The sequence below is a fragment of the Flavobacterium tistrianum genome (genome assembly GCF_003254545.1).
Classification (GTDB): domain Bacteria; phylum Bacteroidota; class Bacteroidia; order Flavobacteriales; family Flavobacteriaceae; genus Flavobacterium; species Flavobacterium tistrianum.
This window is the reverse complement of the sequence record NZ_QJRH01000067.1, coordinates 244135-267763: the sequence shown is the minus strand read 5'-3', so window position 1 is coordinate 267763 and position 23629 is coordinate 244135. Positions and strand designations below refer to the sequence as shown.

24 protein-coding genes are annotated in these 23629 nt (G+C 33.7%); 7 read left to right on the top strand and 17 right to left on the bottom strand.

Features of this window, described 5'->3' with window-relative positions; translation table 11 throughout:
* Positions 1-62: 62 nt before the first annotated feature.
* The 9 genes from dtd to DMB71_RS10355 form a co-directional block, all read right to left on the bottom strand.
* Positions 63-515 carry a D-aminoacyl-tRNA deacylase gene (gene dtd / locus DMB71_RS10395; protein WP_111365877.1) on the bottom strand — a complete coding sequence of 151 codons (453 nt, stop codon included), beginning with the start codon at positions 513-515 and terminating at the stop codon, positions 63-65.
* A 140-nt stretch (positions 516-655) separates the two neighbouring features.
* Complete coding sequence (gene rsgA / locus DMB71_RS10390) at positions 656-1633, bottom strand: ribosome small subunit-dependent GTPase A (RefSeq protein ID WP_111365875.1); 978 nt, start codon at positions 1631-1633, stop codon at positions 656-658.
* A gap of 266 nt (positions 1634-1899) precedes the next feature.
* Positions 1900-2982 carry a bifunctional 3-deoxy-7-phosphoheptulonate synthase/chorismate mutase type II gene (locus tag DMB71_RS10385; RefSeq protein WP_026728420.1) on the bottom strand — a complete coding sequence of 361 codons (1083 nt, stop codon included), beginning with the start codon at positions 2980-2982 and terminating at the stop codon, positions 1900-1902.
* A 12-nt stretch (positions 2983-2994) separates the two neighbouring features.
* A complete protein-coding gene (locus DMB71_RS10380) occupies positions 2995-3855 on the bottom strand; it encodes a prephenate dehydrogenase (protein WP_111365874.1) in 861 nt (286 codons plus the stop codon).
* Positions 3856-3961: 106 nt separating this feature from the next.
* Complete coding sequence (locus DMB71_RS10375) at positions 3962-5107, bottom strand: pyridoxal phosphate-dependent aminotransferase (protein WP_111365872.1); 1146 nt, start codon at positions 5105-5107, stop codon at positions 3962-3964.
* Positions 5108-5296: 189 nt separating this feature from the next.
* Positions 5297-6136, bottom strand: a complete 840-nt coding sequence (locus DMB71_RS10370) for a prephenate dehydratase (protein ID WP_111365870.1) — start codon at positions 6134-6136, stop codon at positions 5297-5299.
* 558 nt (positions 6137-6694) lie between these two features.
* A complete protein-coding gene (locus DMB71_RS10365) occupies positions 6695-9088 on the bottom strand; it encodes a ribonucleoside-diphosphate reductase subunit alpha (protein WP_111365869.1) in 2394 nt (797 codons plus the stop codon).
* A gap of 264 nt (positions 9089-9352) precedes the next feature.
* Positions 9353-10330 carry a ribonucleotide-diphosphate reductase subunit beta gene (locus DMB71_RS10360; RefSeq protein WP_111365867.1) on the bottom strand — a complete coding sequence of 326 codons (978 nt, stop codon included), beginning with the start codon at positions 10328-10330 and terminating at the stop codon, positions 9353-9355.
* 339 nt (positions 10331-10669) lie between these two features.
* Positions 10670-11239 (bottom strand): DUF3109 family protein, encoded by a 570-nt coding sequence (locus DMB71_RS10355; protein WP_111365866.1) that lies wholly within the window; start codon positions 11237-11239, stop codon positions 10670-10672.
* A 321-nt stretch (positions 11240-11560) separates the two neighbouring features.
* Between DMB71_RS10355 and DMB71_RS10350 the strand changes: the two genes are divergently transcribed.
* The 3 genes from DMB71_RS10350 to DMB71_RS10340 all read left to right on the top strand — a co-directional run bounded on the left by DMB71_RS10350 (position 11561) and on the right by DMB71_RS10340 (position 13056).
* Positions 11561-12139 (top strand): MarC family protein, encoded by a 579-nt coding sequence (locus DMB71_RS10350; protein ID WP_008465051.1) that lies wholly within the window; start codon positions 11561-11563, stop codon positions 12137-12139.
* Between the two features lie 106 nt (positions 12140-12245).
* Positions 12246-12449 (top strand): hypothetical protein, encoded by a 204-nt coding sequence (locus DMB71_RS10345; RefSeq protein WP_095928256.1) that lies wholly within the window; start codon positions 12246-12248, stop codon positions 12447-12449.
* Between the two features lies 1 nt (position 12450).
* Entirely contained in the window at positions 12451-13056 is a 606-nt protein-coding gene (locus DMB71_RS10340) for an FAD-dependent oxidoreductase (protein WP_111365940.1), read from the top strand.
* Between the two features lie 108 nt (positions 13057-13164).
* On the opposite strand, the gene DMB71_RS10335 is transcribed toward DMB71_RS10340, so the two are convergent.
* The 5 genes from DMB71_RS10335 to DMB71_RS10315 all read right to left on the bottom strand — a co-directional run bounded on the left by DMB71_RS10335 (position 13165) and on the right by DMB71_RS10315 (position 16603).
* Positions 13165-13482, bottom strand: coding sequence for a hypothetical protein (locus tag DMB71_RS10335; RefSeq protein ID WP_111365864.1), 318 nt, complete (start codon positions 13480-13482; stop codon positions 13165-13167).
* A 131-nt stretch (positions 13483-13613) separates the two neighbouring features.
* Entirely contained in the window at positions 13614-13979 is a 366-nt protein-coding gene (locus DMB71_RS10330) for a nuclear transport factor 2 family protein (protein WP_111365862.1), read from the bottom strand.
* A 16-nt stretch (positions 13980-13995) separates the two neighbouring features.
* A complete protein-coding gene (locus DMB71_RS10325; protein ID WP_111365860.1) occupies positions 13996-15573 on the bottom strand; it encodes a S41 family peptidase in 1578 nt (525 codons plus the stop codon).
* Positions 15573-16004 carry a deoxycytidylate deaminase gene (locus tag DMB71_RS10320; protein WP_008465062.1) on the bottom strand — a complete coding sequence of 144 codons (432 nt, stop codon included), beginning with the start codon at positions 16002-16004 and terminating at the stop codon, positions 15573-15575. The genes DMB71_RS10325 and DMB71_RS10320 overlap by 1 nt, the downstream gene beginning before the upstream one ends.
* 5 nt (positions 16005-16009) lie before the next feature.
* Positions 16010-16603 carry a HupE/UreJ family protein gene (locus DMB71_RS10315; protein ID WP_111365859.1) on the bottom strand — a complete coding sequence of 198 codons (594 nt, stop codon included), beginning with the start codon at positions 16601-16603 and terminating at the stop codon, positions 16010-16012.
* 169 nt (positions 16604-16772) lie between these two features.
* Here DMB71_RS10315 and DMB71_RS10310 point away from each other — a divergent pair, with 169 nt between their 5' ends.
* Entirely contained in the window at positions 16773-17204 is a 432-nt protein-coding gene (locus DMB71_RS10310) for a TerB family tellurite resistance protein (protein WP_095928262.1), read from the top strand.
* A 73-nt stretch (positions 17205-17277) separates the two neighbouring features.
* Here DMB71_RS10310 and DMB71_RS10305 read toward each other — a convergent pair whose 3' ends face one another.
* Positions 17278-17691 carry a hypothetical protein gene (locus DMB71_RS10305; RefSeq protein ID WP_162614812.1) on the bottom strand — a complete coding sequence of 138 codons (414 nt, stop codon included), beginning with the start codon at positions 17689-17691 and terminating at the stop codon, positions 17278-17280.
* A gap of 277 nt (positions 17692-17968) precedes the next feature.
* Positions 17969-18976 carry a class 1 fructose-bisphosphatase gene (gene fbp / locus DMB71_RS10300; RefSeq protein ID WP_111365855.1) on the bottom strand — a complete coding sequence of 336 codons (1008 nt, stop codon included), beginning with the start codon at positions 18974-18976 and terminating at the stop codon, positions 17969-17971.
* A gap of 171 nt (positions 18977-19147) precedes the next feature.
* On the opposite strand from fbp, the gene DMB71_RS10295 reads away from it, so the two are divergent.
* From DMB71_RS10295 to DMB71_RS10285, 3 genes are all read left to right on the top strand, one after another.
* Positions 19148-19636: a GNAT family N-acetyltransferase gene (locus DMB71_RS10295; protein WP_111365853.1), complete on the top strand. Its 489-nt coding sequence runs from the start codon at positions 19148-19150 to the stop codon at positions 19634-19636.
* 103 nt (positions 19637-19739) lie between these two features.
* The gene (locus DMB71_RS10290; RefSeq protein WP_111365939.1) at positions 19740-20999 is read left to right on the top strand and encodes an aspartate kinase; all 1260 of its coding nucleotides are present in this window, start codon (positions 19740-19742) and stop codon (positions 20997-20999) included.
* Positions 21000-21142: 143 nt separating this feature from the next.
* The gene (locus DMB71_RS10285) at positions 21143-21334 is read left to right on the top strand and encodes a hypothetical protein (RefSeq protein ID WP_111365852.1); all 192 of its coding nucleotides are present in this window, start codon (positions 21143-21145) and stop codon (positions 21332-21334) included.
* Positions 21335-21337: 3 nt separating this feature from the next.
* Here the strand turns inward: DMB71_RS10285 and DMB71_RS10280 are convergent, their stop codons facing one another.
* A complete protein-coding gene (locus DMB71_RS10280) occupies positions 21338-23578 on the bottom strand; it encodes a TonB-dependent receptor domain-containing protein (RefSeq protein WP_111365850.1) in 2241 nt (746 codons plus the stop codon).
* Positions 23579-23629 lie beyond the last annotated feature (51 nt).

Below are 23629 nucleotides of genomic sequence, written 5' to 3'. Positions count from 1 at the left end.
GTAGGTATTTTCGTCAAATATATATTATTTTCAGAAACCCTTAACAAATGTTTAAGAATATTTTACTCCCTGTTTTTGCTATCCATTACAATCGTAACTGGCCCGTCATTTAGAAGAGTGATTTTCATATCTGCTCCAAAAATTCCTGTTTGCACTTTCTTACCAAGTTCTTTTTCCACTGCCTGAACAAAGTTCTCGTACATTGGAATTGCGAAGTCTGGCTTAGCCGCTTTTATATAAGAAGGACGATTTCCTTTTTTAGTCGATGCATGAAGCGTAAACTGACTTACAACAATAATATCTCCGTCGATATCTTGAACCGAGCAATTCATAACATCATTTTCGTCTCCAAAAATTCTCATTTTTATAATTTTTCCAGCAAGCCAATCAATGTCTTCCTGTGTATCAGCTTCTTCAATTCCGACTAATACTAATAATCCTTTTTTAATGTCTGCTGTTTTTTTATTATCAACGGTTACTGATGCTTCTGAAACTCTTTGGATTACAACTTTCATTTATTTTATTTTTTAGCCACAGATTAAAAGGATTAAAAAGATTTTAAATTCTAATGTTAGATGCACTGCAGTACATTTCTACAGTTAGAATCGGTCTCACCTTCTGTTTGGAATTTGTTTTTTTTAAAATTGGAATTTATTTACTTTCTTGTTTCATCGCTCGCAGCGCGATCTTCTCCATACGTATCGGTACGATAATGCTCATCGTCACCTTCTAGAATTTTAAGGTAGCTATTGTAGCGTGACCAAGCAATTTCATCTTTTTCTAAAGCTGCTTTTATGGCACAATGCGGTTCTTCTTTATGAAGACAATTATTAAACTTACATTGATCCTTCAACCTAAAGAATTCTGGAAAATAATCGGTGATTTCTGTCGGTTCCATATCAACGATTCCGAAACCTTTGATTCCTGGAGTATCGATAATTCGGGCATCAAAAGACAAATCATACATTTCTGCAAATGTTGTAGTGTGCTGTCCTTGTTTGCTTTGCTCTGAAATTACTGTTGTTTTTAAATGAAGACTTGGTTCTAAAGCATTTACCAAAGTTGATTTTCCAACACCAGAATGTCCAGAAAACATACTTACTTTCCCGATCATCATTTCTTTCAATTTGTCAACTCCTTTATTTTCTGTTGAAGAAATTCTCAAACACTTATATCCGATTTCCTGATAAATGTGTTGTAGATAAAGCTGATCATCTAAAGTCTGATCATTTAGAGTATCGATTTTATTAAAAATCAAAATAGCTTCAATTCCGTAAGCTTCGGCAGTAACCAGAAAACGGTCAATAAAACTTGTAGTTGTTGGCGGGTTATCAATTGTGACCAATAAAAAAACCTGATCAATATTGGAAGCAATAATATGAATCTGTTTAGACAAATTAACCGATTTACGAACGATATAGTTTTTCCTTTCATGAATATTATGAATCATTCCAGTAACAGCATCAGAAGTTTCTTCTAATTCATAATCAACTATATCGCCTACAGCAATTGGGTTGGTACTTTTGATACCTTTTATTCTAAATTTCCCTTTCATACGGCATTCTATAAAATCTCCTTTTTCAGATTTTACGGTATACCAGCTTCCTGTAGATTTATAAACGGTTCCTGTCATTCTTTTATTTTAGATTGCTGATTTTAGATTTTTAGATTCTAAACCTAAATCTTTGCAAAGATAAATGAATAATTTAAACCATATAAGTTATATAAGTGAATATAAATAGCCACTTTTTAAAACAAAAAAAATCCCCATCACTTTTTTCAAAGCAAAAGGGATTTTTAAAAAACAATCTAATTTTAAATGTGTGATATAATTAAACTCAATAACAAAGTTTTCAAAAAGCTAAAATTATCTTATATCACTTATATAATTTAAGAAAATTATGCGTTGAAAATTTTCTCTTGGTGACCAATACTTTCTTGGTGAATTGCTTTGAACATTCTCAAAACGAACTCTTCAGTAAGACCTTTTTTCTCACCTTCAAGAATCATTTTTCCTAAGATTTCGTTCCAACGGTTGTTTTGAAGAATCGCAACGTTTGCATCTTTTTTCACCTGACCAATTTCGTCAGCAACTTTCATACGTTTTCCTAACAATTCTAATAAGTTAGCATCCAAAACGTCGATGTTAGCTCTTAGTTTTTTCATTTTTTGGCTGTACTCATCTGTAGTGTCATCTGTTTTTCTGATAGTCAAATCTTTAATGATTTGTTTCAATGCATCCGGAGTAACTTGCTGCGCAGCATCAGACCAAGCGTTGTCTGGATCGATATGCGTTTCGATAATCATTCCATCGTAGTTCAAATCTAAAGCCTCTTGAGTTACTTCGAAAATCATTTTACGATCTCCTGTAATGTGAGATGGATCAATGATTAATGGCAAATCAGGGAATTTATTTTGCAACTCGATAGCAATTTGCCATTCTGGAATGTTTCTGTATTTTGTTTTTTCGTAAGTAGAGAAACCTCTGTGAATAACACCTAATTTCTCGATTCCAGCCATATGTAAACGCTCAACACCACCTAACCATAAAGCTAAATCTGGGTTTACAGGGTTTTTAACCAAAACAATTTTATCAGTTCCTTTTAAAGTATCGGCAATTTCTTGAACTGCGAAAGGGTTTGCCGTTGTACGTGCTCCAACCCATAATACGTCGATATCGTGTTCTAAAGCCAGTTTACAGTGAGCTGCAGTTGCAACTTCAGTCCCCATTAATAAACCTGTTTCAGCTTTAGCTTTTTGCAACCATTTTAATCCAATTTCACCAACACCTTCAAATCCTCCTGGACGAGTTCTTGGTTTCCAGATTCCAGCTCTGAATACGCTAACTTTTGAATCTTTTAATTCGTGAGCGATTTTCAAAACTTGATCTTCAGTTTCTGCACTACAAGGTCCAGCTATCACAAGTGGGTGATTTAAATTGAAATCTTCTAACCACTTTCTCATTTCTTTCTTATTTTCCATCTTAATTCTAATTTACTTTTTAGTTGTTGTTAATCCGTTTAGTATTTCTTTAATTTTATTTGTGCTTTCCATTTCTTCAAAAATGGCATTGTAATCTTCTTCTTTTAGCAAATCTCTAAACCGACTCAGGTTCGAAATATAAGCTTCTAATGTTTCTAGAACGTATTCTTTGTTTTGTTTAAAAATTGGTGTCCACATGGCTGGCGAACTTTTTGCTAAACGAACGGTACTTTCAAATCCACTTCCCGCCATATCAAAAATATCCTGTTCGTCTTTTTCTTTATTCATTACCGTTTTTCCAAGCATAAACGAACTGATGTGCGATAAATGCGAAACGTAAGCAATGTGTTTGTCGTGCGAAACGGGATCCATATATCGAATCCTCATTCCGATTGAGGTAAAAAGATTCAATGCTTTTTCCTGTAATTTAAAAGCCGTCTTTTCGACTTCACATATAATGTTTGTTTTTCCTTGAAACAAACCTCTTATTGCTGCTGATGGCCCAGAAAACTCTGTCCCCGCAATTGGGTGCGTTGCAATAAAATTTCTTCTTTTCGGGTGATTGGCTACTGCTTCACAAATTGGCTTTTTAGTAGATCCTACTTCAAAAACAATTGTTTTATCTCCTACTGCATCCAAAACTTTAGGTAAAACCGTCAACGCTACATCTACCGGAACCGAAACGATTACAAAATCTGCTTTTTGTAAATCTTCGAAGCTTCCTGCTTCATCAATAACTCCAAGATCAATTGCTTCCTGCAAATGCTTTTCGTTATTATCGATTCCTAAGATAGTTGCGTCAGGATAACGTCCTTTGATGTCTAACACCATCGAACCGCCTATTAACCCTATTCCTATTACGTATACTTTCATAATTTTTCTTTTTCCTGCAAGGTTTTAAAAACCTTGTAGGTTTATAATTAAAGCTTTCGAATTCATACCTACAAGGTTTTTAAAACCTTGCAGGAAATCTTAATACTTAAAATCTATCAATCGCTTCTTGTACTTTTTCTTCTTTTACACACAATGAGAATCTGATATATCCTTCGCCGTTGCTTCCAAAAATGGTTCCCGGTGTGATGAAAATATGTTTCTCATATAATATTTCGTCAATGAACTTCTCCGCTGATTCGATTCCTTCTGGCAATTTTGCCCAAACGAAAAGACCAACTCCTTCTTTATATACTTTACAGTTTAACTTTTCAGCTAACTTTTCGGTTAATTCTCTTCGTCGTCTGTAAATTTTGTTTTGGTCTTCGAACCAAGATTTATCACATTTTAAAGCTGCGATTGCACCTTTTTGGATTCCGTAATACATTCCGCTGTCCATGTTGCTTTTTACTTTTAGGACTGCATCGATAATTTCAGGATTCCCTAAAACCATTCCGACTCTCCAGCCTGCCATGTTGAATGTTTTACTTAACGAATTCAATTCTAACGCTACATCTTTCGCTCCTTCAACTTGTAATAAACTTATCGGATTATCATTCAAAACAAAACTATACGGATTGTCGTTAATCAATAAGATGTTGTGTTTTTTAGCAAAAGCAACCAATTTTTCAAATAACGCTAAACTTCCTCTTGCTCCTGTCGGCATGTGTGGATATCCCAGCCACATAATTTTTACTTTCGAAAGGTCTAATTTTTCTAAAGCTTCAAAATCTGGTTCCCATCCGTTTTCTTCTTTCAGATCATAATAAACTGGAACTGCCTGAACCAAATTGGTTACCGAAGTATAAGTTGGATAACCGGGATTCGGAATTAAAACGTGGTCGCCTTCATTTAAAAAGGCTAACGAAATGTGCATAATTCCTTCTTTCGAACCCATTAATGGCAAAATCTCATTGTTCGGATTCACTTCAACACCAAACTGATCACGATAAAAATCGGCCATCGCCTGTCTCATTTCTGGCAATCCCTGATAGCTTTGATAGCCATGCCCGTTTTCGTCTTGAATTGCCGCAGCGACTGCTTCAATTACTGCTTTTGACGGACTCAAATCAGGGCTTCCAATTCCCATATTGATGATCGATTTTCCTTCAGACATCAACTGACGAACTTCTCTAAGTTTTGATGAGAAGTAGTATTCTTCAACTGTGTCTAATCGTTTTGCTGTTGTAATCATTTCTATTTTTATTAAAAAATGCTTTAGGCTTTATGCCGTAAGCTATATGCTTTTTCTCTTCTTGACTTGTCACCCTGAGCGATCCCGAGGCTTCGGGAGAAGGGCCTTCCAATTGGAACTTGGGCTTCGACTTCGCTCAGCCTGACAATTTAAAATCTTAATTCGTTAATCTTCAATCTAAAATCAACTTTATGACTCAGTCAAAGGTTTTGTATTCTTATATTCTCCCAACACTTTAAAATACTCCGCCATAATATTTAATAACGTTTTGGCTTTTGCAAAATCTTCATATTTCTCAAATGTTACGTCAACGAAGAATGAATATTTCCAAGGTGTCTCAATTTTTGGAAGCGACTGGATTTTTGTCAAATTCAGTTTGCAATCACTCATTACATTTAAAACCGCTGCTAAGCTTCCTCTTTTATGATCCAATTCAAATTTTACAGATGCTCGGTTGATTTCGCTTTCTGGCAAAAATGAATTTTGCTTTTTAATGATTACGAAACGCGTCATATTGTTTTTGATCGTTTGAATCGATGACGCGATAATATCAAGATCGTACATTTCAGAAGCGGTTACACTCGCAATTGCAGCAATTCCTGTCAACTGTTTTTCCTGAATTCTTCTTGCTGTTTCAGCTGTATCTTTATCCTCAACCAATTTGATATTTGGATATTGTTTCAAGAAATCCATACACTGCAAAAGTGCCATTGGGTGCGAATGAACTTCTCTGATATCTTCAATTTTCTGACCTTTTAAAGCCATTAAATTCTGCTGAATATTTAAATAATGCTCTCCAATTATGTGTAAATTATTCTTGTCAATCAATGCATAATTCGGAATAATTGGCCCAGCAATTGAATTTTCGATCGCCATAACGGCCTGATCTGATTTTCCGGCAATAAGGCTGTCGATCAATTCTTCAAAAGATAAGCACTCATCAATATCCACATTTTCAGAGAAATACTCTTTCACAACCTGATGATGAAATGATCCTTTTATACCTTGTATTGCAATTTTCGTTGTCATATAGTCAAAAAAAAATCCTGATTTGCATCAGGATTGTATATTAGTTTTATTTGTCTTAAAATTCGATCTCAAATAACCATAGCACAATCCTGACTTCTACTAAAGAAGAAATAAAAATTGTTGCTAAAATAAAAACGGTTACTTGCCATTTTGTTTGTGTTTTGTTTTAAATTCTCTGCGAATGTATAAATTATTTTTAGTGCACCAAAAAAAAGATTGCATTTTATTAAACAAAAAAGGATTTCTTAACAAATTTAGCAGGTTTTGTATGATAATATAAAAATATCGGCTTAAAATGAGATATTTACAATGGCTTTTTTTAAGATGCTAAGATACTAAGCTCCTAAGATTCTAAGTTTTTTTTTCCACGAATTCGCGAATTGACTCAAATCATTGTAGTTATTTAATTCAAATTTCACAGATTTAAAAAATAAAATTCGTGAATTTGTGGCTAAAATTAAAACATAAAAAAGCAGCTATCATTACAATAACTGCTTTCTATAACTAATAAAGAATAAAATCTTTCCTCTTTATTCTATTTTCTTTTTTCTAAAAGAATTAAGATCCACACATTTCACAATCTTCAGGATCTGCCGCTTGTGCTTTTAAAAGCATTGCTTTGTAATCCTCAACACTGATTGATTCAGTTTCCTGAACTAAAGATGGAGCTGTTTCTTCTTTTTTATCGTTGTTCAATGTGAATTTAATCGCATCTACAGCCGCTTTTGTTCTTAAGTAATACATTCCTGTTTTTAAACCAGACTGCCAAGCGTAGAAGTGCATTGACGTCAATTTAGAATAGTTTGCGTCTTGCATGAACAAATTCAACGATTGAGACTGGTCAATGAAATATCCTCTTTGACGAGACATATCGATAATATCTTTCATTGACATTTCCCAAACTGTTTTATAAAGATCTTTTAAGTCTTGCGGAATCTTATCAATATTTTGAACAGATCCATTATGACGCATAATTTCTTGTTTCAAATCTTCGTTCCATAAACCTAATTTTACTAAGTCTTCTAGTAAATGTTTGTTTACTACGATGAACTCTCCAGACAATACACGACGTGTATAAATGTTTGAAGTATATGGCTCGAAAGCTTCGTTGTTTCCTAAGATTTGAGAAGTCGATGCAGTTGGCATTGGTGCAACTAACAATGAGTTACGAACTCCATGCTCCATTACTTCTTTTCTTAATGAAGCCCAGTCCCAACGGCCAGATAATTCTTCATCTTTCATTCCCCACATATTGTGTTGGAATTCTCCTTGTGACATTGGCGAACCTTCGAAAGTAGAATATGGTCCTTCTTCTTTTGCCATTTCCATAGAAGCGGTTACAGCAGCGAAGTATAATGTTTCGAAAATCTCTTGGTTTAATTTTTTAGCTTCATCGCTTGTAAACGGCATACGTAACATGATAAAAGCATCTGCTAAACCTTGCACACCTAAACCAACTGGACGGTGGCGCATATTTGAATTTTCAGCTTCTTTTACTGGATAGTAGTTTCTGTCGATTACTTTGTTCAAGTTACGAGTTACACGTTTTGTAACGTTGTAAAGTGCTTGGTGATCAAACTGTCCATTTTCAATGAACATTGGCAATGAGATTGAAGCCAAGTTACAAACTGCAATTTCATCTTTAGATGTAAACTCCATAATCTCTGTACACAAGTTTGAAGAACGAATTGTTCCTAAATTCTTGTGGTTCGATTTGCGGTTTGCTGCATCTTTGTACAACATATACGGTGTTCCAGTCTCGATTTGAGATTCTAGGATTTTCTCCCATAATTCACGAGCACGGATTGTTTTTCTTCCTTTTCCTTGAAATTCATAATCAGTATACAATGCTTCGAATTCGTCTCCGTAAACATCATATAAACCTGGACATTCGTTTGGACACATTAAAGTCCAAGTTGAATCTTCTTGAACACGTTTCATGAATAAATCCGAAGTCCACATTGCGAAGAATAAATCTCTTGCACGCATTTCTTCTTTTCCGTGGTTTTTCTTTAAATCCAAGAAATCGAAGATATCGGCATGCCAAGTTTCGATGTAAATCGCAAAACTTCCTTTACGTTTTCCTCCACCTTGATCTACATAACGAGCTGTGTCGTTGAACACTCTCAACATCGGAACAATTCCATTTGAAGTTCCGTTCGTTCCACGAATATAAGATCCAGTCGCACGAACGTTATGAATAGAAAGTCCGATTCCTCCCGCTGATTGCGAAATTTTTGCTGTTTGTTTTAAAGTATCATAAATACCATCAATACTATCATCTTGCATTGCCAAAAGGAAACAAGAAGACATTTGAGGTTTTGGAGTTCCTGCATTGAACAACGTTGGCGTTGCATGTGTAAAGAACTTTTTAGACATTAAGTCATAAGTTTCAATTACCGATTTTAAATCGTCTAGGTGAATACCAACAGAAACACGCATTAACATGTGCTGCGGACGCTCTACGATTTTTCCGTTTATTTTAAGAAGATAAGAACGCTCTAAGGTTTTGAAACCAAAGTAATCGTAATTAAAATCTCTTGTATAAATAATATGAGAATCTAAAAAAGCAGCATTTTCTTGAATTACTTTGTATACGTCATCAGCAATTAACGGCGCATCTTGTCCGTTTCTTGGATTTACGTAATTGTACATATCTTTCATCGTTTCTGAGAAAGATTTTTTGGTATTTGAATGCAGGTTAGAAATTGCTACACGAGCTGCCAATTGAGCATAATCAGGATGCGCAATTGTCATAGAAGCCGCCGTTTCTGCTGCAAGATTATCCAATTCAGAAGTCGAAACCCCATCATACAATCCTTCGATAACTCTCATGGCTACCTTAACTGGATCTACGAGCTCATTTAAGCCGTAACACAATTTTTTGATTCTTTCTGTAATCTTATCAAACATTACGGGCTCTCTGTGGCCATCTCTTTTTACTACATACATAAGCTTACCTTTTATAGTTATTGAAAAAATGAAAGTAACTAGAGAACGGACTCCAGTACTTAAACATTGCGTGTTTTAAAATTAATTTTAGAGAATTACCAAATTCTCAATAGTTACTCGTTTCAAATTCGAAAATCGAATTTAAATGCGTCAAAAATTGCTATTGAACCTGCGACTTGGGGAAAGAGATTCAACCTTAAAATATTCTTGTAATCTTTTTTTTTAGTGTCTCTAGAAGATAGACGCTAAAATATTTTTTGTTGTCTAAAAATCTGCATCAAATGAAATTTTCTGAGCATCACTATCTGTGTTCATCACACCAGATTTTTGATACTCCGCAACACGTTTTTCAAAGAAATTAGTTTTTCCTTGAAGAGAAATCATGTCCATGAAATCGAATGGATTCGCTGATCCGTAAACACGCTCACAACCTAATTCTACTAAAAGTCTATCAGCAACGAACTCTAAATATTGAGTCATTAAAGTTGCATTCATTCCAATTAAACTTACTGGAAGAGATTCAGTTATAAATTGTCTTTCGATATCCAATGCATCGACAATAATTTCTTTAATTCTGTCTTTTGGCACTTTGTTTACCAAATGGTGATTGTGCAAGTGAACAGCAAAATCACAATGTACGCCTTCGTCACGAGAAATCAACTCATTTGAGAAAGTTAAACCTGGCATTAAACCACGTTTTTTCAACCAATAAATTGAACAGAAGGCTCCTGAGAAAAAGATTCCTTCAACTGCAGCAAAAGCAATAAGTCTTTCCGCAAATGAATCTGACTCGATCCATTTTAAAGCCCATTCTCCTTTTTTAGCAATAGCCGGGAATACTTCTAAAGCATTAAACAATTCTGTTTTCTCAGCTTCATCTTTAACGTAAGTGTCAATTAATAAAGAATACGTTTCGCTATGAATGTTTTCCATCATAATTTGGAAACCATAGAAAAACTTCGCTTCAGCATATTGAACTTCATTTACAAAGTTCTCAGCCAAATTTTCATTTACAATTCCGTCAGAAGCAGCAAAGAATGCTAAAATATGTTTAATGAAATATCTTTCGTCGTCATTCAGTTTGTTATTCCAATCTGTCAAATCTTGGTGCAAATCGATTTCTTCAGCAGTCCAGAAACTAGCTTCCATTTTTTTATACCATTCCCAAATATCATGATGTTTGATAGGAAAAATAACGAAACGATTTTTATTTTCTTGTAAGATTGGTTCTACTTGAGACATGACAATTTTTATTTAATTTTTATACCGAATTTTTTGCTAATTCAATAGACTACAAAGATTGTCAATTAACGCCAAAAATGAAAGTCAAACTTATTCACAATTTGCTGTAGTTTTTAACAACGCTAGTTTTTTGAGAAACTTTTCATACAATAATTAATTTACTGTAAATGAAACACTTAAAACCAACAATTATACCTGAAAGTCCCGTAAAATATAGACTTTTAAATATAAAAAGCAAGAAATTTTAAATAGTTTTAAAAAGTTTTTTTTTGAGTCAAAACTTTGTTTCTTTGAGTCAAAAAAGCATATAAAAAAAGCCTATAGAAATAGGCTTGTTATTTATGAATTTTTAAGTTCTTCGGCTACTTTTTCAAGCTCCAAATACCAGTCTTCACCAAAACGGCGAATCAGTGCTTCTTTTACAAATTTGTAAACGGGAACTTCCAATTCTTTACCCAACGAGCAGGCATCATCGCAGATATCCCATTTATCATAATTTACCGCTGCAAATTCTGTAAAGTCTTTTACGCGAATTGGATATAAATGACAAGAAACGGGTTTTTTCCAATTCACCACTCCTTGATTATAAGCTTGTTCGATTCCACAAAGCGCAGTTTTCCCGTCAAAAATAACATAAGCGCAATCTTTATTATCAATCAATGGAGTTTCTAGATCACCATCTGTTCCTTTTACCCAAGCTCCTTGCGCTTCGATTGCTTCAATTCCTTCTTTACGTAAAAAGGGTTTCACTTTTGGATAGATTTCTTCTAAGATTTTAGTTTCAGCCTCATTCAAAGGCGCACCTGCATCTCCATCAACACAACAAGCTCCTTTACAAGCAGACAAGTTGCACACAAATTCTTTTTCCAGAATGTCCTCTGAAATAATAGTTTTACCTAACTGAAACATGATATTCTAATACTGTTGTTTTTAAAGTGCAAAGATAGTCAAAGAAAACAGATAAAACACTGTAAATGTTTAACCGCAAAGTGCGCGGGGAATTAAGCAATCCCGATAGCTATCGGGAGCAAAGTATTATTAATTTTTAGCCTTGCGCACTTTGCGTAATTTCTTTGCGAATCTTTGCGGTTAAATTATCAATTGTTATAAATATCACTTTTTTAACCAATAAAACATGTTTTTATAACAAAAGTGCATTGTAACGAAAAAACACCTAACTTTATTAACTACTTTTGCAGCAGTTTTTTAAACCCTAAAAATCAAAGCGATATGTTAGAAATCGATTTTAAAGAAATCATTACCGTTAGTATGGTGCTTTTTGCCGTAATTGATATTGTTGGTTCAATTCCGATTATTGTGAATTTAAGAGCTAAAGTCGGACACATCGAATCTGAAAAAGCTTCTATTGTGGCGGGTGCCATCATGATTGTTTTTCTTTTTGTTGGAGAAGGTTTACTAAATTTAATTGGTATCGATGTTCACTCGTTTGCCGTTGCAGGTTCTTTCGTTTTGTTCTTTTTAGCTTTAGAAATGATCTTAGGAATCAGAATCTACCGTGACGAAGAACCAGGATCTGCCTCTATTGTACCCTTGGCTTTTCCACTAATCGCTGGAGCAGGAACCATGACCACTTTATTATCGCTTCGATCTCAGTTTCATACTATTAACATCATTATCGCGATTGTACTTAATATAATCTTAGTTTACATCGTTTTAAAGTCTTCTAAAAAAATCGAAAACCTATTAGGAGAGAACGGACTTGGAGTGGTTCGCAAGACATTTGGAGTAATACTTTTGGCAATTGCTGTTAAATTATTCGCTGCTAATGTTAAAGGTTTGTTTGTCTAAAATTTATTTTTATAAATTTACCCCATAAAATTTCTAAAATACAACTTTAAGGCAATTTCCCCATAAAGTTCTACTTTATTATTTTAGACAAAAACAAACCAATCTTATGAAAATTTTCACTTCAATCTTAGTGCTTTTGGCATTAGCTTTAATCGTTTTTAATATTACGCTATTAGACTTTCAAAACCCTTTTCAAGGAGATAGTATGGTAGCTTTTATTGGAATCGCCGCTTCATTTTGCGCTGTTTTGATTCTTTTGATTTTTAGAATTTCAAAAAGAATTGAAGAAAAAATGAATGACAACAGATAATATGTTTGATGTTTTAATTATTGGCGGAGGAGTATCAGGAATGTCCTGTGCTTTGGTCTTAGGATCCGCAAAAAACAAAACTTTTGTTACTGATAAAAAAATCGGAATTTTTACCCATCAGAAAAATTCTTCTTTACAAGAGGCCATATTTTATAACGCTTACGGAATTACACCAGGAAAATTAGGTTCTGAACTTTTAACTGAAAGCACACAGGATTTAGCGACAACTTACCCGCACATTACTCAGATCCCAAATGAAAAAGTAATGAAAATTGAGGGCGGTTATCCTGAATTTACCATAGTGACCAACAAGAATTCATACCAAACAAAAAATATCGTAGTCGGAATTGGTTCTGCCAATACTTTTGACATTGAAGGTTTAATGCAATTTGTTGAACCTCATAAAAAAGCACTCCCAGAAAAACAGCGTATTCAGCTTAAAAATGAAGATCATAAAGTAGCAGACGGCATTTATGTAATCGGAACTTTAGCGGGCTGGAGAAGTCAATTGGCAATTGCTGCCGGAAGTGGTGCAGCTGTAGCAACAGACATTCTTACTTTATGGAACAACGGCACGCAAACTCACGCTCACGATAGTATTCGATAAAATTATTAAACCATATAAGTGATGTAAGTTCATATTATACTTTGCGTATAGATTAAATGAACTTACATCACTTATATGGTTTATTTTTTTGAGTGACTGTTTTTTTTTTTATTTAACAGAAACAATCTCTGTTACTTTGATATGGTTTTCTTCTTCGGTTTTCCATTTTTCTCCTTTTACAGATACCACATCTCCAATTTTTAGCTGTTTGTAGTTTTGAGGTCCTCCTACGTTTACAATACTAATTGTGGCGAAATATACCTCTTTAACATCTGTTGTAATTTTGGCTGTGTAACCATCTTTACCTGCTTCTATGCCATCAACTTTTCCTGAAACTATAGCATTCGTGTCGTTTTTCATAGTTCTGCAAGAGATTACAAAAGTCATTAGAAGCACTAGAAAGCTTATTCTTTTTAGGTTTTTCATATTTTAAAAATTTAAATGTGAGTAATCTCCAAGATTACGATATCTTTTTTTGCCACAGATTAAGAGGATTAAAAAAGATTATAATCTGTGTTAATCTTTTTAATCTGTGGCTCTATATTTTTAACCAAAGTTTATGCCAGCTGAACACAGCTTCCTGCTATAACTTTTAGATTTTTTCCTATTTTTTTCCAGACTCTTATATACTTGAAAACTCCATTAATCGGATTGCCATCATAAGCCCCTTTTAACGCGACAGTAACGGTAACTACAGCCGAATCGCCAATTATATTCACGATTTGATCTGAACCTTCCAAAGAATCAATTTTAATCTTTCCAGAACGGTATGTTTGTAAATCAAAATCTTTAGTGATGGTTTGTCCGTCGGGCATATTAAACAATAAATCATCATGAAGGATTGTTTCCAAAGCCATAACATCCGATTTTTTAATTGCAGTTAGGAGTTCGATTTCTGCATCAACAACGGTTTCTATTTTCATGATATAAGGATTGAAGTTATTTCTTCGGAGTCAGAATTGTTTTTATCATGGCATCTTCTTTTAAGATTACATCATAATAATACAATTCTCCAAACAACTGTCGCGCAAATTCAGCAGTGATATGACGGTTTACTAGCGCTTTTGTTTTGTCTAATTTCAAATCCAGACCCGTCATCAAAATGTAATTTTTAAATCTTTTGAAATAAAGATCTGAATTCTTCATTTTAGTCAAAAACGAATTGAAATTATCGCCTGCAAAAGCATTTCTGTTTTTGTCTAATTCTTCAAAGACAAAATGGCCAACGATTCCTGTTTGCAGCAAATAAGCAACATTTTCATTTCCGTGCTCTGCTTCCATTGGTACGAAAACATCTGGAACAATTCCGCCACCGCCGTATACTATTTTTCCTTTTGGAGTTTTGAATTTTAATGAATCAGCTACTTTTATACTATCTTTTGCATACAATTCTCCCGTTGCAATTCTCGACTCTGATTCTTTAAAATATTCTTCGTTACCTTTTTTATAAGGCTTTTGAATCGATCTTCCCGTTGGTGTATAATAGCGCGCCACAGTCAATCTCACAGCAGATCCGTCATTAAAGTCCATTTCACGTTGCACTAAACCTTTTCCAAAAGAACGGCGTCCAACAATCGTTCCGCGGTCATTATCTTGAATGGCTCCAGCTAAAATTTCGCTCGCAGAAGCACTATTTTCATTAATTAAAACATACACTTTTCCAGTTTCAAAACTTCCTGCTTTTGTAGCATACGTTTTTTCAGTAGAACCGTTTTTGCTTTTCGTGAAAACGATTAACTGTTTATCTTTCAAAAATTCATCTGCAATGGCAATCGCTTCTTCCATGTAACCGCCACCATTATCGCGAAGGTCAATTACAAGCGACTGAATTCCTTTTTGCTTTAATCTTGTTAAACCAGTTTTAAACTCATTAAAAGTGGATTCTGCAAAACGGTTTATTTTGATATAGCCAATATTATTTCCAAGAAGCATAGAAGCATCGACGCTTTTAATTGGAATAACATCTCTTTTGACTTTAAACTTTAATTTCTTTTGTTCAGATTTTCTAAAAACAGTCAATTCAATTTCTGAACCTTGAAGTCCTTTTAGTTTAGAAAACAAACTATCTGAAGGCAGTTTTCTGCCATATAATTTGGTTTTTCCTGCGAATAAAATTCGATCGCCAGATTTTATACCCGCTTTTGCTGAAGGTCCGTTTTCAACTGGTTTTATAATCGCAACCGAATCTTTATACATATAAAAATTGATTCCAATTCCGACGAAATCACCTTTCATACTCTCGGCAACCTCAGCTTGTTCACTTGGCGGAATATAAACAGAATGCGGATCTAATTTGGAAAGAATATTATCGACTGTAAGATTTACAATCGAATCGGTATTGACACTATCAACATATTCTGTATTGATAAAGTCAATGAGTTTATTGAGTTTGGTTTTTGAGTAATTTTTAGCCAAAAGCTGATCACTTGCGGGAGCATTCATCAAGCTTCCGGCAATGGTTCCAAGAGCAAAAGTAGCCCCTATGACTATTGGCAAATATTTTGGATTAAATTTCATTACTCTTCTAAAACAGGAATATGTTCTACCTCTACACCTGCTTTTATTAAAAATTGAATTCCTGAATCGTCACGATATCCATCTTTGTACACCACTCTTTTTATTCCAGACTGATGTATTAATTTGCTGCATTCCTTACATGGCGAAAGCGTGATATATAATGTCGCTCCTTCGCAAGATTGTGTAGATCTTGCCACTTTAAGAATCGCATTTGCTTCGGCATGCAAAACATCCCAACGCGTTAATCCGTTTTCGTCTTCGCAGCAATTTTCAAATCCAGACGGTGTTCCGTTGTAACCGTCAGAAATAATCATTCTATCTTTTACGATAATAGCGCCAACTTGTTTACGTTTACAGTAAGAAAGCAGGCTCCACTCTTTTGCAATTCGCAGATATGCTTTATCGTATTTATTCAGTTTTTTTACTTCCATTTAATTTATCTGTTCCAAATTGGGCTTTCAATAATCATCGGAATTACAACTCCAATAATAAAAGCCGACATTACAAGCGCCCAGTCACGTTTTGAAAAACGGAAAACTGTCTGCACTATATATGAAATTACCAGAACAACAAAAACTACTACTAGCTGAGCAGCTTCTATTCCTAAGGCAAACTCTCCTAAAGGCAACAATTTTGAAGTTGCAGAACCTCCTAAAATTGTTTTGAAATAATTAGAAAAACCTAGTCCGTGAATAATTCCAAAGAATAAAGTTATGAAAAATACTAGATTTACGCCATCATTTTTTGAGGTCTTTCCTGCCGTAAACAAATGATAAAGAGCTGTTACGAGAATTGTAATCGGAATCAGGAATTCTACAACATTTACTTTTATGGCAATAATGCCGTAAACAGAAAGAACTAAAGCCAAAGTATGGCCAATTGTAAAAAGCGAAACCAATAAAAAAATTCTTTTCCAGTCTTTAAAAAGATACGGAACAGTTAAGGCGATTAAAAAAAGAACGTGATCGTAAGCATTGATATCTAAAACGTGTTTTAATCCTATTTGAAAATAAATCCAAAATTGTGACATAGGTAATCTATAATTTAAATAATTAGGGGTTGTAAACTTACGATTAATTTTCAAACTTAAAGATTCAGGCTACTAAATCGTGCAATAAAAATAAGTTAAATTTTATGAGAATTTTAAAATCGATAATTTAAAAATTAGGCTATATTTGTTTAACAAAAACTTTACAATTATGTCATTTTCAGAATTATTTGATAGCGAATTCAAGCAAAGAAACAAAGGACACTTTTCTGCTATCGTTAGAGTAGCATTAGCTGATGGAGTTGTATATCCAGAAGAAAAAGCCTTTTTAGACAAACTCGCTTCTCGTTTAGAAATTACAGAATCGGAATACGAAGAAATTCTTAGCGATCCATTAAAATATCCGATCAATCCACCTTATTCATATGTTCAACGTTTAGAGCGTTTGTATGATTTGACAAGAATGGTTCATGTTGATCATCATCTTGAAGACAAACAAGAAGTATTATTGAAAAAAATAAGTGTTGCCCTAGGATTCACGCCAAGCAACGTAGATTACATTATTGCTAAAGCTTTATCATTAGTTGATAAAAAAGTAGATGCTGATACTTTTATCTACGAAATGCAGCACATGCATAAATAGTATTTTGTTTTAAATAAAAACGAATTTAAATAAACCCGATAATTGATTTTATCGGGTTTTATTTTTTTGCCGTTTATTTTGACTGAACAACATTTATACTCTCAAAATAATTCCCCGCTTGCAATACTATATTGAGAATTCTTTCTCTACCAGTTGTATTTTTACTCATTGTAATAATCAAAGTGTTTCCATTTTTCTTTTCTACCTCAAAAACATCATTTTTAAAGATAAAATTTTCAGCATACAAATTTACAGTTCCTTTATCGATTCTTACTTTATCTAACGCAAAATCATCTACCCACCATGTTTTATATTCTGCAGTAATTGTAACTGTATTGGCCTCTGCCGTAAAAAAAGCTTCTTTTTTGGAAAGCTTAATATCATCCTCAGATCGTCCAATTGGAGGATCAATATGCTCTTCTCTACTGCAGGCAACAAACAAAACTGAAAACATTCCCAACAGAATCATCAATAGTTTTTTCTTCATAATAATTTTACTTTTTAGGTTTTGATTAGTTTTAAGGCGCTTACAAAAAATTAATCCATAATTTCTCATAAACATTTGGTTCTTTTTAAAGATTGACAAAACTAAAAATGGTTGCGTCTTATTTTTTAGTTTTCAGTATTCAGTAACAGTCAACCGTTTTACGCTTAAACTTTTAAAATTTAACTCAAAACAAAACCCGACAGGTTTTTAAAACCTATCGGGCTTGATGTTTATAGTCAAAAACAACTTGGAACCTGAAACTTGAAACAAAAAAACTTTAATTCGCTTCAGCCATAAATTCTTCAGCTTTTTCTACCATATTATAACTTCCGCAGAAGAAAGGCACTCTTTGATGCAATTCAGTTGGCTGGATTTCCATAATTCTACCGAAACCGTCTGTTGCTTTTCCTCCTGCTTGTTCTGCCAAAAATGCCATCGGATTACATTCGTACAATAAACGTAATTTCCCTTTTGGTGCTTTTGAACTTGTTGGATAAATATAAATTCCGCCTTTAATCATATTTCGATGAAAATCGGCAACTAAACTTCCAATATATCTTGAAGTATAAGGTCTGTCTCCCTCTTCTCGCTGGCAGTATTTAATGTAATTTTTTACTCCCTGCGGAAAATGCACATAGTTTCCTTCGTTTACCGAATAAATATTTCCGTTTTCTGGAAATTTCATGTTTGGATGTGAAAGATAAAATGTACCAATCGCTGGATTTAACGTAAAACCATTTACGCCATGTCCAGTGGTGTAAACCAACATCGTTGAAGTTCCATAAATTACATAGCCTGCTGCAACTTGATTGATTCCCGGCTGTAAAAAATCCTCGCTAGTTACCGGAGTTCCTATTGGAGTTACTCTTCTGAAAACAGAAAAGATAGTTCCCACAGAAACATTCACATCAATGTTTGAAGATCCGTCAAGCGGATCCATTAAGATCACGTACTTATTATTATGACTGTTGTCGCTCCCCTGAACAGTAATAAAATCGTCGTTTTCTTCAGAAGCAATACCACAGACAATCTCACGGTTTATTAACGTCTGGATAAATACTTCGTTTGCATAGACATCTAATTTTTGCTGGTCTTCACCTTGAATATTCTGTTCGCCTGCCGCTCCCACAATATCTACTAAACCCGCTTGGTTTACTTTATGATTGACCACTTTTGCTGCCAATCGAATAGAGTTGATAATTCGCGAGAGTTCTCCCGACGAATACTGAAATGCTTTTTGGTTCTCAATAATAAACTCTCCCAGTGTTTTATTGCGTTCTTCCATTTCTAAATCGTTATAGTTTTATTTTTAAGTCACAAATATCGCTTATTTTGTGAGAATGATTTAAAAATTATGTTGTTAGTTTGCTACTATTGTATATTTGCTAATAATCTGCAAAAAGCACTAGCTAAAATGAAGCTTTTTTAGATATTAAATAGTTAAAAATAGGAATATATGAATATTAGAAAAGGAAATCCTGAAGATATGAAATCGGTGTTAGGGCTTATTCAGGAGCTGGCTATATTCGAAAAAGAACCTGATGCGGTTGTCATTACAGAAGAAGATTTAGTGCGTGACGGATTTGGTAAAAAACCATTATTTAATGTTTTTGTAGCGGAAATCGAAAATGAAGAAAAACAGAAAGAAATTGTTGGAATTGCGTTGTATTATTACCGCTATTCTACCTGGAAAGGAAAAACCATACACCTTGAAGATTTGATTGTTAAAGAAAAAATGCGAGGCACAGGTTTAGGCTCTGCTCTTTATGCTGAAATCATGAAACAAGGAAAAAGAGATAATGTTAGAAGAGTAGAATGGAATGTTTTAGATTGGAATACTCCAGCCGTAAAATTCTATGAAAATTCTGGAGCAAAAATCCTTGACACTTGGAGGGTAGTGCAAATGGATCAAGCTGGAATTAATTCGTTCTTAGAAAAATTATAAAAATATTATTCGTCAAGAATTCACGAATTTTTATTCGTAAAGATTAGAAAAAATAATTCGTGAATTCGTGGCGGAAAAAAAATCTAAAAATCTAAAATTAAAAATGAGAGTATTTAAATTTGGTGGTGCATCAGTAAAAGATGCAGATGGAATTAAAAACGTATATGACGTTTTACAAAAAGTGGGTTATGAAGACGTGATTTTGGTAGTTTCTGCGATGGGAAAAACTACAAATGCTCTCGAAGTTGTAATCAAGAATTACTTTGAAAAATCGACAGAATTAAATGCTTCTGTTCAAGAAATTAAAAAATATCACAATCAAATCTTATTGGATTTGTTTGAAGATGAAAGTCATGCGGTTTTTGCAGCTGTAAATGCTCAGTTTGACGAATTAGAATATTTCTTAGCTCACAATAAATCTCCAAACTACAACTTTGTTTACGATCAGGTTGTAAGTTTCGGTGAATTGATTTCGACTAATATCTTAAGTCACTATATGAATTTCAGAGGAATTCAGACGCAATGGCTTGACGTTCGTAATTTCATTAAAACCAATGCAAATTATAGAGATGCAGAAGTTGACTGGGAAACTACGCAACAAAACATCAGCAAAAATGTACCTAGAAAACAATTAAATATCACGCAAGGTTTCTTAGGTGCTGACGAAAACAATTTCACAACAACTCTTGGCCGTGAAGGTTCTGATTATACTGCCGGAATTTTTGCCTACTGCTTAAATGCAGAAAGCGTAACGATCTGGAAAGATGTTCCTGGAGTTATGAATGCCGATCCGCGTTATTTTGAAAATGCAAGTTTGTTAAACCAAATTTCATATCGTGAGGCTATCGAATTGGCGTTTTACGGAGCAACGGTTATTCACCCAAAAACATTACAGCCGTTACAGAAAAAAGAAATTCCGTTATACGTAAAATCTTTTATCAACCCGTTATTAAAAGGAACTTGCGTTTCTAAAGGAGTTGATTTGGAACCACAATATCCATGTTTTATCGTAAAAAGAGAACAGCTTTTAATTTCGCTTTCATCAATTGATTTCTCTTTCATTATGGAAGAAAACATTAGTGAGATTTTTGGTTTATTCCACGAATTTAAAATCAAAGTAAACTTGATTCAGAACTCTGCAATTAGTTTCTCTGTTTGCGTGGAAGATAAATTTGGAAATTTCCCAGAATTGAATGCTATTCTTTCTAAAAAATTCAAAGTAGAATACAGCGAAAATGTAACCTTATATACAATCCGTCACTTTACAGAAGAGGCAGCGCAGACTGTTGAAGCTAACAAAGAAGTTTTATTGAAACAAGTTAGCCGCGAAACGATGCAGATTGTCACTAAAGAATTAATCTAATATTGCTTTATAAAAGGTAATTATTTAATTCAAAAATTATTGAAAAGGCTTCACTTAATTGTGGAGCCTTTTTTATTTCGAAAGAATTTTCTTTATTTAATCAATTTTTGATTATATTTACTTTTCTTTCTAAAGAACTTAAAATGAGCAAAAAAGGCTTTTTATTAGTTTTCATTATTCTTGGTTTATTATACATTAGTATATCTTTAAGTCCATTGCTTGCAAAGGACATAAAAGACATTTCTTATTCAGATTTTAAATTGGTAATTGGTCCGTTTTTATCTACAGTTGGAATCCTTGTAACCTATACCCAACTTAAAAGAAGAAAAAATTAATTGCTACCTCGCCCTATTATTCTCCGACTGCTCAACTTCCGATTTTTTATAAGTCGTCTTTTTTGAATCTCCAAAGCTATACGTTGCAATTAATTTAAAATAATCAGTACTATAAGTTCGGTGATAATAAATCTGAGTTTGTCCGACATTATAATCGCCAGAAACCATAAACTTATGAAAGATGTCGTTTGCAGTAAAATTAAGTTTTAATGCATCTTTAAAAAAGTTTCTCTCTATTCCTAAAGTTACTGTCGAACGTCCGTTTTCGCTTCCTAATCCATAACTTCTATCGCTTAAATACCAGGCCAAAAGCTGCAGTCTAAAAAGATTAGGAATCGTAAATGTATTATTGGTATATAAATAAATCTGGGGTTTTACAGGACTAAATTCAAACTCATAATAATTGTCTACCGATTTCTGCCATGTAATGCTCGCAGTATTGACAGAATTCCACCATTTAACATTAAAAGACCTTGAAAGGGAAGTAAAAAAAGTATGTCCTTTTTCCAGATTCAGCGCTCTTAAAATATAGCTGTTTGGCGTATCTCCGCGCAAAGCTGCTGCTGAAATTGGATCAATTTTATAAGTGTAGCCAATTTTAAAATCGAACTTTTTGTACATCGTACCTATTTCAAAAGCGTGTGTTTTTTCTGGAAGCAGATTTGGATTTCCTTCAATCGTCGTAAAAGGATCCTGATAAATCACATACGGATTTAACGCTTGATATCTAGGTCTTGTAATTCTGGAAACATACGAAAAATGTCCCTTCCAATCTTCTGAAAGATTAAAATTTAAAAGCATGTTTGGGAAAAAATTGCCGTACGATTTCTCAAATTTCTGAATTCCGTTTGCATTTGTAAATAAATTATAACTGGTTCTCTCAGCTCTGGCACCAAGCGAAAAATTGACTTTTTCATTTAATGTCATAATATAATTAAAGTAAGCGGCAGCAATTTTTTCGTTGTATTCAAAATCACTCGAAAGCTCATCATCCAACTCAAAATCTATATTATCATTAGAAATCAAAAAATCTGTTCCTGAATTTATGGTGGCGTGGCTAAACTTTGCTCCTATTTCTAGTTTTGTTTTTTCATCTATTTTCTTCGAATAATCTGCTTGAATTGCAATTATATTGATTCGGCTTCCCACATTATTCTTTAAAAATCTTTCAGAATCTGTTTGTTCTACCAAACTGCTTTCTTCAATAAAATCTCTTATGGTTTGATTGTAATTTGAAAATTGCGATCCAATAAATAATGAAGAACCTTTAGCTGTTGTCCAATTATAATTCAAATTGATGAACTGATTCAACAAAACATCATTTCGGTCAACATCTGTGGCGTAAAAACTCTTTCCTGAATTATTGGTTATTGAATTTCTACTTTCTGTAATTCCACCCAAATCATTCACATTTCCGCTATAAGCCAATGAAATATAATTATTTGGAGAAAAACTATACTGAAGTCCGAATCCGAAATTTGAATAATTATTGAATCTTCTTTTCCAATCCGTTGTCAATTCAGATTTCATAAAGTCGTCAGGATTTGGGCGAGTTCTTGTGGTGTAAAGTAACTCGCGGTTTCTTCCTAATTGCAAACCGTAATTGGTTACAAAAGAGAATTTTCCTTTAGAATAATTAAAATCCAAAAGCGTGTTATAAAGTGTTCCGCCAAATTTAGAAATCGTTACATGCTGATTGACAGAGCCCATTATGTCGCTATCCATATTTCGCTTGGTTATAATATTGATTACTGCTTTTCCTTCGGCATCGTATCTGGAAGAAGGATTAGAAATGACTTCAATTTTATGAATCTGCGAAACGGGAATTGCGGCAAAACGTTCGTAATTAATCAGAACTCCGTTAAGATAAATAATCGCTTCGCCTTTTCCGACAACGCTTATTTCTCCGTCAGCAACCACAACATTTGGCACTCTTCCAAGCAATTCGCTTACCGTACTGCTGGTTGCGAGGACAGTTCCGTTTACATTGACATCAATGTTTCCGTTGGCTCCATATTTTAATAATGAAGCTTGTCTTTTTATAATCAGTTCATTTAACTCATTGTGCTCTTTCTCTTTAATAAGCACAGTGTCTTGAGCGGACTTTAATGGCTTTTTTCCGAGGATTACATCATCGCTATAATAACTTTTGTCTTTAACATTTTTTATGCGTTGCGCTTTTATTTCCATTGATAAAAAAGCAAGGAAAAAAATAGAAATGATAACCAATTTTAGAAATCTCATAAACTTTAACGATTAGCAGTTTGACTTTTATTTAGAACAAAAGTCATCTGA

What these genes read in the sequence shown, in the direction of transcription:
- rsgA (WP_111365875.1), bottom strand. Translation starts at nt 1,633, where the DNA reads ATGACAGGAACCGTTTATAAATCTACAGGAAGCTGGTATACCGTAAAA.
- DMB71_RS10345 (WP_095928256.1), top strand. Translation starts at nt 12,246, where the DNA reads ATGAAAATTTTCACTTCAATCTTAGTGCTTTTGGCATTAGCTTTAATC.
- DMB71_RS10380 (WP_111365874.1), bottom strand. Translation starts at nt 3,855, where the DNA reads ATGAAAGTATACGTAATAGGAATAGGGTTAATAGGCGGTTCGATGGTG.
- DMB71_RS10310 (WP_095928262.1), top strand. Translation starts at nt 16,773, where the DNA reads ATGTCATTTTCAGAATTATTTGATAGCGAATTCAAGCAAAGAAACAAA.
- DMB71_RS10295 (WP_111365853.1), top strand. Translation starts at nt 19,148, where the DNA reads ATGAATATTAGAAAAGGAAATCCTGAAGATATGAAATCGGTGTTAGGG.
- DMB71_RS10385 (WP_026728420.1), bottom strand. Translation starts at nt 2,982, where the DNA reads ATGGAAAATAAGAAAGAAATGAGAAAGTGGTTAGAAGATTTCAATTTA.
- fbp (WP_111365855.1), bottom strand. Translation starts at nt 18,976, where the DNA reads ATGGAAGAACGCAATAAAACACTGGGAGAGTTTATTATTGAGAACCAA.
- DMB71_RS10375 (WP_111365872.1), bottom strand. Translation starts at nt 5,107, where the DNA reads ATGATTACAACAGCAAAACGATTAGACACAGTTGAAGAATACTACTTC.
- DMB71_RS10305 (WP_162614812.1), bottom strand. Translation starts at nt 17,691, where the DNA reads ATGAAGAAAAAACTATTGATGATTCTGTTGGGAATGTTTTCAGTTTTG.
- DMB71_RS10350 (WP_008465051.1), top strand. Translation starts at nt 11,561, where the DNA reads ATGTTAGAAATCGATTTTAAAGAAATCATTACCGTTAGTATGGTGCTT.
- DMB71_RS10325 (WP_111365860.1), bottom strand. Translation starts at nt 15,573, where the DNA reads ATGAAATTTAATCCAAAATATTTGCCAATAGTCATAGGGGCTACTTTT.
- DMB71_RS10320 (WP_008465062.1), bottom strand. Translation starts at nt 16,004, where the DNA reads ATGGAAGTAAAAAAACTGAATAAATACGATAAAGCATATCTGCGAATT.
- DMB71_RS10360 (WP_111365867.1), bottom strand. Translation starts at nt 10,330, where the DNA reads ATGTCTCAAGTAGAACCAATCTTACAAGAAAATAAAAATCGTTTCGTT.
- DMB71_RS10280 (WP_111365850.1), bottom strand. Translation starts at nt 23,578, where the DNA reads ATGAGATTTCTAAAATTGGTTATCATTTCTATTTTTTTCCTTGCTTTT.
- DMB71_RS10290 (WP_111365939.1), top strand. Translation starts at nt 19,740, where the DNA reads ATGAGAGTATTTAAATTTGGTGGTGCATCAGTAAAAGATGCAGATGGA.
- DMB71_RS10370 (WP_111365870.1), bottom strand. Translation starts at nt 6,136, where the DNA reads ATGACAACGAAAATTGCAATACAAGGTATAAAAGGATCATTTCATCAT.
- DMB71_RS10335 (WP_111365864.1), bottom strand. Translation starts at nt 13,482, where the DNA reads ATGAAAAACCTAAAAAGAATAAGCTTTCTAGTGCTTCTAATGACTTTT.
- DMB71_RS10355 (WP_111365866.1), bottom strand. Translation starts at nt 11,239, where the DNA reads ATGTTTCAGTTAGGTAAAACTATTATTTCAGAGGACATTCTGGAAAAA.
- DMB71_RS10365 (WP_111365869.1), bottom strand. Translation starts at nt 9,088, where the DNA reads ATGTATGTAGTAAAAAGAGATGGCCACAGAGAGCCCGTAATGTTTGAT.
- DMB71_RS10315 (WP_111365859.1), bottom strand. Translation starts at nt 16,603, where the DNA reads ATGTCACAATTTTGGATTTATTTTCAAATAGGATTAAAACACGTTTTA.
- DMB71_RS10330 (WP_111365862.1), bottom strand. Translation starts at nt 13,979, where the DNA reads ATGAAAATAGAAACCGTTGTTGATGCAGAAATCGAACTCCTAACTGCA.
- DMB71_RS10340 (WP_111365940.1), top strand. Translation starts at nt 12,451, where the DNA reads ATGTTTGATGTTTTAATTATTGGCGGAGGAGTATCAGGAATGTCCTGT.
- DMB71_RS10285 (WP_111365852.1), top strand. Translation starts at nt 21,143, where the DNA reads ATGAGCAAAAAAGGCTTTTTATTAGTTTTCATTATTCTTGGTTTATTA.
- dtd (WP_111365877.1), bottom strand. Translation starts at nt 515, where the DNA reads ATGAAAGTTGTAATCCAAAGAGTTTCAGAAGCATCAGTAACCGTTGAT.